The organism is Candidatus Nitrospira nitrificans, from assembly GCF_001458775.1.
In the GTDB taxonomy this organism is placed as follows: Bacteria; Nitrospirota; Nitrospiria; order Nitrospirales; family Nitrospiraceae; genus Nitrospira_D; species Nitrospira_D nitrificans.
Genome location: NZ_CZPZ01000036.1, coordinates 97,919 through 112,879, shown reverse-complemented (window position 1 = coordinate 112,879; position 14,961 = coordinate 97,919). Strand labels below are relative to the sequence as shown.

Genomic DNA, 14,961 nt, shown 5'->3' with positions numbered 1-14,961 from the left:
GATCAGGATTTTGCAGGGGCTTTTTTCTGCGCGGCTTTTTCAGCCTCAAACTGCTTCCAGACTCCTGCCCGGCGCAGCAACGTCCGCACGGTCACCGTGGGTTGAGCGCCGTGCCTCAGCCAGGTCAGGACACGTTCCTGTTTCAACTCCGGCATGCCGGCTTCTTTCAACGGGTCAAAAATCCCAAGGATCTCCAAAAACCGGCCGTCACGTGCTTTCCGCGAATCGGCGGCCACCACTCGATACATCGGTCGTTTATGTCGTCCTGTTCGAGCCAGTCTCAAATGTACAGCCACAACGTCCTCCTTAAATAAGTGTGCCGACAGCTGTCAGCTTCTTCATGCCAAACTTTGCTTGCAGCCCACGTAGCTGAAAGCCATTCACGGACAGCCGACGGCGTTCCCTCACATCGAGCGCATGAGCTGGGCGAGCTGTCGACGCCCTCCTGCACCGGTCATCGCCTTCGCCAGCTTCTTCGCGGACAAAAACTGCTTGATCAGACGGTTCACATCCTGCACCGTCGTGCCGCTGCCACGAGCGATCCGCTTCTTCCGACTCCCGTTGATAATCGTATGATCGCGGCGTTCTCGCGGGGTCATCGAATCGATCACGGCTACCACGCGACCGATCTCTCGCTCCGGCTTGTCGCCTTCGATCGCGTGCTTGAGTTTTTGCCCACCCGGGAGCATGCCAAGAATCTGCTCGAACGAACCCATGCGGCTCATCTGGCCGAGCTGAGCTCGAAAATCTTCCAGGGTGAAAGTATTGCTGGTGAGCCGCTTCTGAGCTTCCTCCGCCTGCTCCCGAGTGATGCTTTCCTGAGCTTTCTCAATGAGCGACAACACATCGCCCATCCCAAGAATGCGGGAAGCCATCCGGTCCGGATGAAACGGCTCCAGCGCATCCAGCTTTTCCCCGACACCGAGAAACTTGATGGGCTTGCCGGTTGCGGCCCGAATCGACAAGACCGCCCCTCCGCGCGCATCCCCTTCAACCTTGGTCAGAATAACGCCGGTCAGCCCGACCTTCTGATCAAACTGGCCGGCCATGGTCACCGCATCTTGCCCCGTCATCGCGTCGGCAACCAACAACACCTCATGAGGGGACACCGCTGTTTTCACGGCGACAAGCTCGTCCATGAGTTCGTCGTCGATATGCAGTCGACCTCCGGTATCCAGGATAATGAGGTCAAAACCCTGATCGCGCCCCCGCTCGACCCCCGCACGGCAGATTCGCACCACATCCGCTTGAGAAGCCTGACCGTGATCCGCGCGATGAACCTCCACTCCAAGATCCCGACCGAGAGCACTCAGTTGTTCACCGGCCGCAGGGCGACGCGGGTCGGCGGCAACCAAAAGCACTCGCTTGCCTTGATTCTTGAACAGACGCGCCAGCTTGCCGCTGGCCGTCGTCTTTCCGGCTCCTTGCAACCCAACCATCATCAGGATGGTTGGGGGCATTGAGCTCAGGGCAAGTCCCGCCCGCTCATGCCCCATCATCGCCCTGAGTTCATCCCACACGACTTTGACGACCTGATGCCCGGGAGTCAGACTCTGCAAGACTTCCTGGCCGACCGCCTTTTGACGGACGCGATCGATGAATTCTTTGACGATCTTGAAGTTGACGTCTGCTTCAAGAAGCGCAAACCGCACGTCTTTCAACGCTTCCGTGATGTTCTGCTCCGTGAGCACACCCTGCCCTCGGAGTTTCTTCAGAATTTTCTCAAACTTATCGCTCAACCCATCAAGCATGACGCCGTATCACCACAAAGAAAGAGGCCATCGAAGCCTTGCACGAGACCTCCGATCGCCTCGAAAATCCTTGGAAAAGAGCATCGGGGAGTGTATCGGACCAAGCAAGGCAAGTCAAGATGATCCCAAGTCAGTAGTTTTATTGACATGCCGAAAACCTTCGGATATGGTGCCCTTCAGCCACCGAATACCCACGTACGGAAACTCATAAGGAAAGAAGAGTGGCCGCGTGAGAAAATCACCCTGGGTTTTGATCATCTTCGTGTTAATCGGAGGGCTCCTTGGCGGCATACTCGGGGAGATTCTCCACGTCATGGCACCTCAAGGCACCATCCAAAGCATTTTCGCAACGAACTTCAATCCCGGCATCAGTCCCCCGCTCACCATCGACCTTGTCCTCATCAAGCTGGTCTTAGGATTCAATATTAAAGTCAATATTCTGAGCATCCTTGGGATGTTCATCGGCATCTACCTCTACAAACACGTTTAGGATTTTGCGTTCAACGCTTGAAGCCGAAGCGATCGAATGCGGTTGCGTAGCTCCGCAGCCTGCTCAAAGGCCAATTCTTTGGCGGCGGCTTTCATGTCTGACTCGAGGCGTTCGATGAGCTGATCCGTTGATTCCGAACTGCCGTACTGTTCGATCGACTCCGCTGCAAGGTCCAACCGGGCATAATCCATGTCGGCCACCGCATACTCAAGAGAAGGAATACCTTTCGTAATTCCGACCGGGGTGATGCCATGCACTCGGTTATACTCGGCTTGAATCTCGCGACGTCGGTTCGTTTCCTCGATCGCCTGCTTCATCGAATCCGTCACCATATCTCCGTAAAAAATCACCCGTCCTTCGAGATGGCGTGCGGCTCGCCCGGCTGTTTGAATCAGCGCGCGATACGAGCGTAGGTACCCCTCCTTATCGGCATCAAGAATGGCGACCAGGCTCACTTCGGGAAGATCAAGCCCTTCGCGAAGTAAATTGATCCCCACCAGCACGTCAAACACTCCGCGTCGGAGATCGCGGATGATCTCAGTTCGTTCGAGTGTCTTAATATCGGAGTGCAAATAGCGAACATGGACTTTCAAGTCGTGGTAATACTCGGTCAAATCTTCCGCCATCCGCTTCGTCAAGGTGGTCACGAGAACCCTGCCGCCTTTGGCGACCTCCGCGCGGACTTGCCCGAGGAGATGGTCCACCTGACCCTTGGCCGGCACGACTTCGATTCGCGGATCCATCAAACCGGTCGGGCGAACGATCTGTTCAACCACATCACCGCCCGCATGCTCTAATTCATAGCTACCCGGTGTTGCGGACACATACACCACCTGATCGAGACAACGCTCGAACTCTGAAAATTTCAATGGGCGGTTGTCGACCGCCGACGGCAGTCGGAATCCATACTCTACCAGCGTCCGTTTCCTGGAGTAATCTCCCTCATACATCCCGCCGACTTGAGGAACCATCGCGTGAGACTCATCGATGATCAGCAGAAAATCCTTCGGAAAGTAATCCAGCAACGTGGGAGGCGACTCACCCGACTTCCGCCCGCTGAGATGGCGTGAATAATTCTCGATTCCATGGCAATAGCCCATGGCTCGGATCATCTCCAGGTCGAACTTGGTGCGCTGCTCAATGCGTTGGGCTTCCATCAGACGTCCCGCTTTTCTGAAATACGCGACGCGTTCGTCGAGTTCTTCCTCGATGCCGGTAATGGCCCGCTCATACCGATCCGGAGCAATGAGATAATGGGTATTCGGATAGATCGCGATCTTGGGAAGCTTGCCGAGCGATTTCCCGGTGAGTGGATCGATTTCATGAATCGCATCCACCACGTCTCCAAACAGCTCGATGCGCACCGACTTCGCCTCGGATGAGGCAGGGAAAATCTCGATCACGTCTCCCCGCGCCCGAAACGTCCCTCGATGAAAATCCACATCATTGCGCTCGTATTGGATCTCCACCAGTTTCGATAAGATCTTTTCTCGTTTCGTCTCGACGCCTTCCTCCAAATAAATCAGCATGTCATGGTAGACCTCCGGCGACCCAAGCCCATAGATACAAGACACGGAGGACACGATCAGCACGTCGTTTCGTTGCAAGAGCTCGGTCGTGGCGGAGTGGCGCATTTGATCAATGGCGTCATTGATGGAGGCATCCTTCGCGATATACGTGTCGCTCTGCGGGATATAGGCTTCCGGTTGATAATAATCGTAATAACTCACGAAGTACTCGACCGCATTATGGGGGAAAAACTGCTTGAACTCCTGATAGAGTTGGCCGGCTAAGGTCTTGTTGTGGACCAGCACGAGCGTCGGCTTCTGGACACGCTCGATGAGATTTGCCATCGTGAAGGTCTTGCCGGACCCCGTCACCCCAAGCAATACTTGGTGTCTCTTCCCGGACAGCACTCCAGCGGTCAGCCTGGCGATGGCTTCCGGCTGATCCCCACAGGCTTTAAAGGGAGCCTCTAGCTTAAAGGGCGGCACGGTCCCCCCTCTGAATCATTGCGGACGGGCATCCTCGTACTCATGCATATCTCTTGACGTCGGCGCGATCAAAAGCAAAAAGGGCTGCCGGGAACTCCCGGCAGCCCTTATCGCAAGAAAACAAATTTGACGTTACCCGCGACCGCCTCCGAATCCACCGCGCCCCCCTCCACCTGAACGGGGTTCCTGAGGACGCGCTTCGTTCACCGTTAACGTACGGCCACCGAGTGGCGTGCCGTTCAAAGCGGTAATCGCCGCTTGCGCTTCAGCATCAGACGACATTTCGACAAACCCAAATCCTCGAGACTGCCCGGTGAACTTATCCGTAATAATCCGCGCCGAGGCAACGGCCCCATGCGCCGCAAACAGATCGCTCAGCTGTTGCTCGGTTGTTGAATACGGTAACCCACCGACATAAATCTTCGCACCCATCGGACTCCTCCTTTGACACAATGATGTTGTCTTGGACTCGAGAAAGCAACGAGGAAGGAATGGGCCGAAGACGTCAACACAGCGGCGGCTTAGCTCTGGCTTCCGATCAGATTCCCGGGCTGGCCCAATAACAACATCTATTCAGGCCTTGTCACTTTCAACACCGGTCTTGCCAGGCCTTTAGCGCACCGGTGGGCCTAGGTTACTCCAGACAGACGAGAAAAAGCAAGTTTGAGGCCAAACCAGCACGACGGTGAACCACGGTTAATAGGCCGGTGGGGCGGAAAGTGGCCGGTGAGAGAAGAGAGGAACAGCATGAAAGCTATCGAACCACATCGTCGATGTCCCAGCAATGACTAACCCCACCTGCCCCAACCCAAACGCCTGGTCTTCAATAGACAGGATGAGCGTTCCATCCACAAACACCTCGATAAAATCCTTGCTGATGATGGTATTCCGCTGCACCCTGAGAGAATGCCACTCAACCGGTTTCAGATTGACCGGCGCTTGACCGAGAACCGTTGCAAGTCCGTCAGAGAACCGGACAAATCGAACTTGTCTCGAGAGGGGGTCGACGAGCGCAGTATAAAAATTCCTTGCGTCACGCACCCCCAAGACAACCCCGCCTGATCCAACGCCCCTTTCCGGCGTATGAAATCGAACACTCAAGTCAGGATATTCATACTGCATTCCCTCGACCAATAGAAGCTGGTAACAACTCTGAGCACAGGTCGAGGAGCCTGTAAGGGCTTGCGGAGGAGAAGGCGCCGCCGCATGCCCTTGGACGATCCATTCCCCAAGCGGCTCATCGGTCGTCACTTCTTTCACGAACCCGCGAGGCAACGTATTGAGTGGCTCCTGATCGAATGTCCACTTCTTGAAAAGTCCGCCCGTCGCTTGATTCTTTAGATTGACGGCCTTTTCTTCCTGCGTTTCATTCTGAACTCCGTAACTAGGGAGGCCCCCCATGACAAGGCCGGCCGCCAAGAAAGCGAAGAGCCCGGCCCGAGCACGCCTGATGACAGAATATATGCGAGATTTCTTCGACACCGATAGTACCCGTAGTACCCGCACTACTGTGAGCTTCCTGACTTCTTAATTTGAAGAATCTCGCGCTGCAACCGGTCCCGCTCGGCCAAAATCTTCTTTCTCCGTTGACCCCGGTTCCAGATCCACCACCGCAGTTTCTGTGCAAATGTCACCGCCGGCGTCGGGGCGCTGCCGCCGGGAGCTTCCTGAAACGAATAACCGTCATGGCTGTCACGTTGCTCGAAAAATCGCCGGTACAAATGATCGTACAAGCCTTTTCCTGATTCACCGCCTGCCATTATTCACTCCATCACCGAGTGACGTGTTCATTCTTTCCGGCGCTGAACCGATCGCGCTCACTGCTGCATGAATACTACCTGGGCTCAATGCAGCTCTGCAAGCCGCCTCGTCCACTGTGCTATGATCGCCCGCATAAACGCAATGGTTTGATATGACCAAACGCTCACCATCGAAACGTGTCCGTCCCTCCACGCAGATCTGGCGCTCTTGGATCCTGTTCTGTACCGCGCTGGCGCTGACACTCCAGCCTCCGCCTAGTCTGGCTCAGTTATCGAAGACGAGCCTCGAAGCCGCCATCGAATCGCTCTCGGCTGATCGGATGCTCGCAGACATCCGAACCCTCAGCGGACCAGTATTCAATGGAAGGCAAAGCGGCACGGCTGATGACCTGCGATCGGCACAGTGGGTAGCGCAAGAGTTTCTCGCGGCCGGGTTGCGGCTGCCCCTCGTCGGCAATAACTCACTGGTCGTGCCTTTCTTCACTGGAAAGAACGGTGCTTCATCTGGTGCGATGGCAACCTCAATTTTCACTTCCCTGATGGCACCTGAGCCGACATTGCGAGTCGGCTCGACAGATCATCTGACTGTCAAAACTCTTGGCTCGGATTACTTCCCCGTCTTCGATTCGCCCTCCGCGGATATCCAAGGTCAAATTGTGTTCGTGGGATATGGCATTGTCGATCCGACTCACGGCATCGACGACTATGCCGGCGTCGACGTGAGCAATTGCATCGTCCTGTTCCTGCGGGGCAAGCCGGAGCATTATCCTCGCCCCGTCACCCACGCCGACAAGGTGAGGTTCGCGCGGAATCGCGGCGCGCTCGGCTATTTGACGGCCACCGGCCCTCTCCTCCACCCCTATGAGATCCGCCGGGGCGTGACCGGGAGCCCCAGCGCCTTTTACGGACAGTTGCCGCCCGATCAAGCCATTCCCGGCGCCTGGATCAACACCGCGCTCGCCCAAGAACTACTTACCGAGTCGAATGGAACCGCTCCCGATCGCCTTCGCACGCTTCAGGAACATTTGAACCAGGCAGCCTCATCACAGGCCACACGCACGGACCGATATGCCTCGCTCCATTGGGAGACCGCAACAAAAGAAGGCCTCCTCGTCAATGTATTGGGAATGATTCCTGGAACCGGAACCGAGGCCGTCATTATCGGAGCCCATCGTGATCACTTCGGTCGTCCAGGAGGGCTACTGTTCCCCGGCGCGGATGACAATGCTTCCGGAACGGCAGTCATCGTGGAGGTGGCCCGGGCCCTCGCCAAGCTTGAGTCACGTCCTTCCCGAACGATCCTGTTCATCTCATTTAGCGGCGAGGAGCGTGACCTGCTCGGCTCCCGTCTCTATACCTCCCGGCCGATCATTCCCCTCGATACCACAAGAGCCATGATCAACATCGACCATGCGGGCGTCGGTAACGGACGACTCACCGTCGGCGTGACAGGGTTAGAGAAGGAAGTCGCTCTCGCGGCAGGAAAAGCCGCAGGCATTCACGACAAACTGGATCTCTACGGATTCTTCCCCGGCGGTGACCATGTGCCGTTCAAAGAAGCAGCCGTGCCGACCGTCACCGTGGTGAGCGGTGGGGTGCATCCTCACTTTCACCAACCGACGGATACCGCCGATACCATCGAGCCAGGACTCGTCACAGCCACTGCTCGGTATGTGCTGGCCATGACTTGGCAGCTGGCCTATGGGCCATGAGCGACCGCACATCGCTTCACAAAAGACCGGCGGCGATCGTCATTCGTCAAACCGCCGCCTACGGCATCTCGTCGAGTAACCCGGACTCAATCGGAGGCAATGGAGCGGTATCGCGTGGCGGCCCCGGAAGCACGGTGGGGCTTCCTATCTGATTCGCGCCTTGGATAAGCCCGATAGATAGTTGCGGTCCGAAGGTCATCACCGCGCCACTCCATGCCTGTCCAGTCGTCGGATTGCGAAAGTTAAAGGACTGGAAGTTGGGGGCCGGTGCATAGAGGAACCCTTGCGTTCCCTGGTTATCGATGTACAGACTGCCGCCGCCGAACCTAATCAGCGGAGAGACTCCTCCACTAAATGACCGGACACTCGATGCGCCCGAGGTGCTCTGCGCCAGCACGGATTCGTCGGCATGGAGCGCCGCGACCGCCAGCACACACAGCAAACCGCCCGCTTCCTTCAGGCGCCGAGAGAGATTAATATTCATGACAGGCTCCATGAAACACATTACAGTATGCGCTGGTTCAGATCGTCGATCAAGGAGGGATGTATGATTGGCAACTCCTCAACTCGCCCCCACCCGCTGGTAGTCCTGTTGTTCGCCTGCTTGGGATGGCTCTCATCCCAGTCTGAAGGCTGGGGTCTGGATGCCACGCAACCGATTCCGGCGGAACGGCGTGAAACCATCTCATTGGCGGATGCCGCGGTCCGCGCGCTCCAGCACAATCTCGATATCAGTATCAGCCGCCACAACAAAGAAAGCCGGTTGGCTGACATTATCGTCGAACAATCAAAGTTCGACCCCAACTTAAGCATCAACGGTCAATATAACCGGACGGTGAACCCTCTCAATCGACCCGTGTTCGGAGGAACCGGCGTCAACCTGAACCAGATTAGAATTTTCGACCAGCGTAATCATTCCGTGACCGTCGATGCTTCGACCAACCTCATCACCGGCGGTAATTTCGACGTCAACTATAGCCCGGCTCGGAACAGCGTGAATCAAGATGTCGCCACGGGGTTCTTGTTCAACCCTTCCTGGACGGGCGGCCTGGCCTTCACCTTCACCCAGCCGTTGCTCAGAAACGCCGGAGTCGCGATCAACAAGACCTTCATCAAGATCGCTCAGAACAATGCCGAGGTCGAGCAACATGTGTTTCGAGATCGCGTGATGACCGTCGTCTCCACGGTGGAACAAACCTACTGGGAGTTGGTGTTTGCGAATGAACACTTGAAAGTTGCGCAGGCGGCGTTGAAGGCCGCGGAAGAACTCTTGGCCACGAACCGCGCCAAGGCGAAAGCAGGCGTCATGTCGATCGTCGATGTGCTTCAAGCCGAAGCCGCGATGGCATCGCGAGTAGAGCAGGTATTGGTGGCGGAGAAAGCCATTCAGGACCAGGAAGATCAATTACGGCGTCTGTTGAATCCGGGCGAAGAGGACTTGCGTCAAGACGTACGCCTGACTCCCGCCGATGCCCCCGTCACGGTCCTGGAGCCCCTCAGCCTCCAGGAAGCCATCGACATCGCGATCGAACAACGTCCGGAAATCACCCAGGCAAAAAAACAGATCGAGTCCGGTGAACTCAACAAGCAATTCGCCCGCAACCAATTGCTGCCGACACTGTCGTTTCAAGGCACCGTCGGACTCGCCGGCCTCGGAGGCGACTACGGCGAAACCTTTACCAGAAACTTCAGCGGCGACTTCTACAACTATGGAGCGGGACTGGTGCTCAGTTATCCGCTCGGCAACCGCGCGGCTGTCAGCACCTATAGCAAGCGCCAGCTGGAGGCCAAGAATGCGGAAGTCGCGCTCGCGAACGTGCGTCAACAAATCATCGTCGGCATTCGTGAGGCGGTGCGTCGAGTCCAAACCGACTTCAAGCGTATCGAGACCACCCGCTCGGCGCGAATCATGGCCGAAAAACAGCTGCAAGCCGAACAGGAACGGCTGAAGGTCGGCCTCAGCACGACTCGTTTCGTGCTCGATTTCCAACGCGATCTGGCCACGGCTCAGGGTAACGAACTACGGGCCGTCGTCGATTACAACAAGTCGCTGTCCAATCTCGCGCGGCATAAAGCAACTACGTTGGACCGCTATCACCTTGAGCTCTCGTAGCTCGCCCATGGCCTCCGGGCCGGATCGGCCGGCTTCAGCTCACATCGTTACCGTGGGAGCGGCACTGCCGCTGCTTCCCATCGCGGGAACCGCCGGCTACTATGGTCTGCCGACTTCCCTCAAAGCGCAGCTCCTCGTTCAATTCGCGCCGCAGTTTCTCTCCTATATAGGGCTGAGCCTCTGGGCCGCCCGCGCCTCGCAGGTCCCCATTCAACTCGGGTTAGAAAAAGAAAAGATACTGACCGGCCTGCAGTGGGGAATTCCGACGGGATTGTTATTAGGCGGTCTGAATACCTTCGTGATTCTGGCGGTCTATCCGTCGTTGGGTTTCGACATCACCTTTTTGAAGCAGACACCGCATGGCCGCCTTCCGGTCCTCGTCATGGTGCCGTGGCTCATCTGCTGCATCGCGCTGTTCGTGGAGGTGAACTTTCGCGGGTTCCTCTTGGGACGGCTGGCCGATCTCGAATCGCAGTGGCGGGGGACCGACTCACGCGAGCGGCCGGCGCTCCTCGCCCTCGCAATCAGCTCATTCACCTTTGCCTTCGACCCGTTCCTGGTGAATACCTTCCAACACCTCCATTGGATCGCACTCTGGGATGGATTGATCTGGGGGATGCTTTGGATGCGGACGCGCAACCTTTGGATTACCATCGTCGCGCACGCCGTCGAGGTGATGGTGATGTACAGCATGGTACGAGCGGCGATCGGGTAAGACGCGACTGACTGCCGTCTCACCGGTTTGCCCTCAAGTCATGGCCGACCAATCTACACCACAATGATCCGAGTCGACTCATTACCCTCCGATACGGACCGGGGAAGGAGCCGGAGAGGAAAACCATTGAGACGTTCCACAGAACGAGCAGGCTGTGGAAAAACTCATGTTGACATCTGTCGCCGTCACGGATATTGAGGGTTGAGACGACATTGGACAGTCAGCAGGAAGCACCCCGTGACCGATCTCGGCAAATATATGCTCTATTTCCTGTTAGGCGGCTCGATCGTGAGCGTGTCCACGTATCTTGGCTCGCAAGGCAAGTCGTTTCTCGCCGCCATGGCCAGCACCTTTCCCGCCATCACCGGCCTCACCTTCATCCTGCTCTATGCGAACGGCGGCGGCACCACGACGGTCGACTACGCCAAGAACTTGCTGTGGTTTGTCCCGCCCTGGACCGTCTACGTCGTCGCGATGATCCTGGGCATTCCGCGCCTTGGCTTCTGGACGGCGATGGCTGGATCACTCATCCTGTATATGGGATGCATAGGATTGCTGAAGATGATGTTGCGATGATCCCGCCTATACGGCCTCGCCGAACCGCAGTCGATTCATCTCTTCTAAGGCTGACACCATCCGGTCAAGCGCTGCCGTGACGGAATGGCTGGCTAAGTAAGACGGGCCATCGCTCCCGGCCCAGAGATCCGGTGGACTCTCCATGGCTCGCACGTTGAGACAGAATCGGCCGATCGTCTGCTGCCAGTGAGCCGACCCAGACCCTTCATCAAGAAACCGACGACGATCTTGAGAAAAGGGCCGGTCGAATTGTCTCGCCCGCCGCTGCCACACCGCTTCCATCGCCTGCTGCCGCTCCGGACCGAGCTCCAGCCCACCGGCGCGTTCATTGAGCGCCGCGAACAGGCCCCCCACGACATGATCCACGTGCGCGTCCGGAAAGACACCCACACAGGCCTGCATCAGGAGATACTTATGAAAGAGAAACACCTCGGCGCTGATGAGCGATTCATCCGCCGAAGGATCATACGCGCGGGCGAGCTCACGCAGCGCCTCCGCCGAGGACCCGGCCAAGACCGACCCAAGCAGCGGCACGATGCGACGGCCTAGATCGAGGTACTCAACATTCGTGAGCAGTGTCATGCAAGTCGGTTATTCCAACACGACGGCCGTGCCGCTCGCGCTGACCATCAGCATGCTGCTGTTGGCGCCGATCGTTTCATAGTCGATATCGATGCCGACAATCGCATTGGCGCCCAAGGTCTTGGCCTGCTCACGCATTTCTCCAAGGGCGATATCCTTGGCCTTCCGGAGCTCCTTTTCATAGCCCGCCGAACGCCCGCCGACGATATCGCGGATCGACGCGAAAAAATCCCGAAAGATATTTGCGCCGAGGATCGCGTCCCCGGACACCAAGCCCAAATACTTCACTGCTTTTTTGCCTTCGATATGGTTGGTCGTCGACAGAATCATGTGTCCTCCTCGTTGAGTGTCTTCATCCTCTCATTCGGCGAACCAATCAACAAGCCTTTCCTGCGTCATTGAACCACACTTCGACTGTTGTTACGATGGTCGGTCACTCACCCGTGGGATCCATCGCCGTGCCGAACCCTGTACCGCCCACTCCGTCGCCCCATCACCTCATCATTGAAGGTGCGCGGCAGAATATTCTCAAAAACGTCTCGCTGCGGATCCCCCACGACCAGGTGACCGCCATTACCGGCGTGTCGGGGTCCGGTAAGTCCTCGCTCGCCTTCGACACGATCTTTGCGGAAGGACAATGGCGCTATGTCGAGTCGCTCTCGACCTACGCCCGCATGTTTCTCGACAAGGTGGCCCGCCCGGACGTGGATCGCCTCATCAATGTGCGGCCGGCCATCGCCATCGAGCAGAAGAATCAAGTGCGCACGTCCCGCTCGACGGTGGGGACGACGACGGAAATTGCCGACCTCCTACGCCTGCTCTTTGCCAAAATCGGCAAGCCGACCTGCCCGGATTGTCGTCAGGAAGCCCGCTCGTTTCAACCAGAGACGGTGGCGAACGATCTGCTCACACGATGGCCCGATGCCAGAGCCATGGTACTGTTTCCCATCCCCACTCCTTCACGCAAGGAAGAAGCGGCCCTCGTGTCATCGCTGCTGACCCGTGGATTCACCAGAATGAAAGCAGGCGATGACATCATCGATCTGCACGATGTCGAAGCGCCCTCGCTCCACACGTGCCCGACCCTCTTCATCGTCCTCGATCGCTTGGTGATCAGAGACGACCATCGTTCTCGTCTCGTCGAAGCGATCGAAACCGCGTTCCGTGAAGGGGACGGACGTTGCTCGATCGACATCATCGGCCATGGCCGGCAGTCCTACAGCACCAGATTTCTCTGCCAGCAATGCGGACGCGCCTTCGAGCCCTTGCGGCCGATTCTGTTTTCGTTCAACCACCCCCTTGGGGCCTGTCCCGAATGCAAAGGGTTCGGGAATGTGTTGCGGTACGATCCTGACCTGGTCATGCCCGACTCCACCAAGTCGCTTGCCGAGGGAGTCGTGGAACCTTGGAGCAAACCCAGCTCCGCCTGGTGGCAGAAACAGATGTTGTCCGCGATGAAACGTCATGGAGTCGACGTCTCCGCTCCGTTCACAACGCTCCCCACGGACACGCAACGCTTGCTCTGGGAGGGCGACAAGTCCTTCGACGGGATCAACGATTTTTTCGAATATCTGGAAGGCAAACGCTACAAACTCCATGTCCGTGTCTTTCTCAGTCGTTACCGCACCCCCTTCGATTGTCCTGGTTGCCATGGCAGCCGCCTGAAGCCCGATGCGCTGTTCGTCAAAATCGCCGGACACGATATCCATCAGGCGACGGAACGAACGGTCGAGAGTCTTGCCGGTTGGGTCGGCTCCCTGCCCCTACGTCAACCCGAGCGGGAGATCGCTGCCGATATTCTCCGACAGCTCACCGCCAAACTGACCTTCCTGCGGCGAGTCGGCCTCGGGTATCTGACGCTCAACCGTCAGACCAAGACGCTGTCCGGTGGTGAGGCACAGCGGGTCGCGCTGGCAAATCAGCTGGGATCTCGGCTCGTCGGCACACTCTACGTCCTCGACGAACCCACGATCGGACTTCATGCGAGGGATACCGACCTCCTAGCCGGCATTCTCCACGATCTTGCCGATGCCGGAAACACCGTCGTGGTGGTCGAACATGATCGCCGCATGATCGAATCAGCCGACTACATCGTTGAACTCGGGCCTCATTCCGGCGAGAAGGGCGGCGAGATTGTCTGCGCGGCATCAACTGCTGAATTCAAACAAGATCGGCGCGCCATCACCGCCAGGTATTTACGCGGCGAAGACCATATTCCCCCGCCCACGAAGCGGCGAACCGGCAACGGCACAATGCTCGTCATCGCCGGAGCGGATGAGCACAATCTCAAAGACCTGTTCGTGCGCATTCCGCTCGGCATGTTGGTCTGTGTCACCGGCGTCTCCGGCTCTGGCAAAAGTACATTGGTCGAAGACACTCTCTACCGCGCCGTGGCCCGCGCCTTTCGCGTGGACTCCCTTCCCATGGGGCGCTTCAAGGCCATCAAAGGCATCGAGCACCTCAAAGGCATCAAGTTGATCGACCAACAACCGATCGGGCGCACTCCTCGCTCCAATCCCGTGACGTACCTCAAAGCCTTCGATGAGATCCGCCGGCTGTTTGCGTCTGAACGGGAAGCGCTGCAGCGGGGATTCGCGCCGGGCCACTTTTCGTTCAATGCACTCGGCGGTCGCTGCGAACGCTGCGAGGGCAGCGGTGTGGAAAAGTTAGAGATGTATTTCTTCGAGGATATCTACGCCCCCTGTGAGATCTGCGAAGGGAAGCGCTTTAAACCGGAGATCTTGAAGATTCGTTACCGAGGCAAGAACATCTCCGACGTGCTCAACATGACCGTGGAGGAGGCGCTCTCCTTCTTCACGGGAACGCCGAAATTACAGGAGCGGTTGCATCTTCTCACCTCCATCGGCCTGGGATATTTACGCCTGGGCCAATCGGCCACCACACTTTCCGGCGGCGAAGCCCAGCGGTTGAAGATCGCCGCCGAGCTGAAGGACTCCTCCGCCAAGGACGTCCTCTACGTCATGGATGAGCCGACGACGGGCCTGCACTTTGAAGACATCAAGAAGCTCCTCGCCGTCCTCCACAAACTCGTGAACGCGGGCAACACCCTGGTCGTCGTCGAGCACAATCTGGATGTCATCAAATCAGCGGACTGGATCATCGACCTCGGCCCCGAAGGCGGCGCAGCCGGGGGACAGATCGTGGCGGAAGGACGGCCGGAACAGGTCGCGAACGTGCCGGCGTCGCATACCGGGCGGTTCCTGGCACAGGCACTCACAAGCTAGAGACGATCCACTAACAACCCGCC

At 57.5% G+C, this 14,961-nt stretch carries 15 protein-coding genes; 6 read left to right on the top strand and 9 right to left on the bottom strand.

Translation table 11 applies throughout. The annotated features are described in order from the left end of the window. Positions 1-2: 2 nt before the first annotated feature. Positions 3-296 (bottom strand): 30S ribosomal protein S16, encoded by a 294-nt coding sequence (rpsP, locus tag COMA2_RS19410; RefSeq protein WP_090902485.1) that lies wholly within the window; start codon positions 294-296, stop codon positions 3-5. A gap of 108 nt (positions 297-404) precedes the next feature. After that, a complete protein-coding gene (ffh, locus tag COMA2_RS19405; protein ID WP_090902482.1) occupies positions 405-1,751 on the bottom strand; it encodes a signal recognition particle protein in 1,347 nt (448 codons plus the stop codon). A 229-nt stretch (positions 1,752-1,980) separates the two neighbouring features. On the opposite strand from ffh, the gene COMA2_RS19400 reads away from it, so the two are divergent. Continuing rightward, positions 1,981-2,241 carry a DUF4321 domain-containing protein gene (locus tag COMA2_RS19400; protein ID WP_090902479.1) on the top strand — a complete coding sequence of 87 codons (261 nt, stop codon included), beginning with the start codon at positions 1,981-1,983 and terminating at the stop codon, positions 2,239-2,241. Here the strand turns inward: COMA2_RS19400 and uvrB are convergent. The 4 genes from uvrB to COMA2_RS19380 all read right to left on the bottom strand — a co-directional run bounded on the left by uvrB (position 2,238) and on the right by COMA2_RS19380 (position 5,995). Continuing rightward, the gene (uvrB, locus tag COMA2_RS19395; protein ID WP_090902476.1) at positions 2,238-4,235 is read right to left on the bottom strand and encodes an excinuclease ABC subunit UvrB; all 1,998 of its coding nucleotides are present in this window, start codon (positions 4,233-4,235) and stop codon (positions 2,238-2,240) included. The two genes, COMA2_RS19400 and uvrB, sit on opposite strands and share 4 nt — an antisense overlap. 132 nt (positions 4,236-4,367) lie before the next feature. Then, a complete protein-coding gene (locus COMA2_RS19390) occupies positions 4,368-4,667 on the bottom strand; it encodes an RNA recognition motif domain-containing protein (RefSeq protein WP_090902473.1) in 300 nt (99 codons plus the stop codon). Positions 4,668-4,931: 264 nt separating this feature from the next. Next, positions 4,932-5,636, bottom strand: coding sequence for a hypothetical protein (locus tag COMA2_RS19385; protein WP_139077529.1), 705 nt, complete (start codon positions 5,634-5,636; stop codon positions 4,932-4,934). A gap of 104 nt (positions 5,637-5,740) precedes the next feature. Continuing rightward, entirely contained in the window at positions 5,741-5,995 is a 255-nt protein-coding gene (locus COMA2_RS19380; RefSeq protein ID WP_090902468.1) for a hypothetical protein, read from the bottom strand. A 152-nt stretch (positions 5,996-6,147) separates the two neighbouring features. Here COMA2_RS19380 and COMA2_RS19375 point away from each other — a divergent pair, with 152 nt between their 5' ends. Continuing rightward, on the top strand, positions 6,148-7,707 hold the full coding sequence (locus tag COMA2_RS19375) for a M28 family peptidase (RefSeq protein WP_090902465.1): 1,560 nt from the start codon (positions 6,148-6,150) through the stop codon (positions 7,705-7,707). Positions 7,708-7,765: 58 nt separating this feature from the next. Here the strand turns inward: COMA2_RS19375 and COMA2_RS19370 are convergent, their stop codons facing one another. Then, positions 7,766-8,191 (bottom strand): hypothetical protein, encoded by a 426-nt coding sequence (locus tag COMA2_RS19370; protein WP_175304741.1) that lies wholly within the window; start codon positions 8,189-8,191, stop codon positions 7,766-7,768. Positions 8,192-8,254: 63 nt separating this feature from the next. On the opposite strand from COMA2_RS19370, the gene COMA2_RS19365 reads away from it, so the two are divergent. From COMA2_RS19365 to COMA2_RS19355, 3 genes are all read left to right on the top strand, one after another. Beyond that, a complete protein-coding gene (locus COMA2_RS19365) occupies positions 8,255-9,820 on the top strand; it encodes a TolC family protein (protein ID WP_175304740.1) in 1,566 nt (521 codons plus the stop codon). Further along, on the top strand, positions 9,807-10,535 hold the full coding sequence (locus tag COMA2_RS19360; RefSeq protein ID WP_139077527.1) for a CPBP family intramembrane glutamic endopeptidase: 729 nt from the start codon (positions 9,807-9,809) through the stop codon (positions 10,533-10,535). The genes COMA2_RS19365 and COMA2_RS19360 overlap by 14 nt, the downstream gene beginning before the upstream one ends. 237 nt (positions 10,536-10,772) lie before the next feature. After that, positions 10,773-11,111, top strand: a complete 339-nt coding sequence (locus COMA2_RS19355; RefSeq protein WP_090902453.1) for a DUF3147 domain-containing protein — start codon at positions 10,773-10,775, stop codon at positions 11,109-11,111. Between the two features lie 6 nt (positions 11,112-11,117). Here the strand turns inward: COMA2_RS19355 and COMA2_RS19350 are convergent, their stop codons facing one another. Together COMA2_RS19350 and COMA2_RS19345 are read right to left on the bottom strand one after the other, a co-directional pair. After that, positions 11,118-11,693 (bottom strand): hypothetical protein, encoded by a 576-nt coding sequence (locus tag COMA2_RS19350; protein ID WP_090902450.1) that lies wholly within the window; start codon positions 11,691-11,693, stop codon positions 11,118-11,120. A 9-nt stretch (positions 11,694-11,702) separates the two neighbouring features. Then, a complete protein-coding gene (locus COMA2_RS19345) occupies positions 11,703-12,023 on the bottom strand; it encodes a heavy metal-binding domain-containing protein (RefSeq protein WP_090902446.1) in 321 nt (106 codons plus the stop codon). A gap of 128 nt (positions 12,024-12,151) precedes the next feature. On the opposite strand from COMA2_RS19345, the gene uvrA reads away from it, so the two are divergent. Next, positions 12,152-14,938, top strand: a complete 2,787-nt coding sequence (gene uvrA / locus COMA2_RS19340) for an excinuclease ABC subunit UvrA (RefSeq protein WP_217490837.1) — start codon at positions 12,152-12,154, stop codon at positions 14,936-14,938. Positions 14,939-14,961 lie beyond the last annotated feature (23 nt).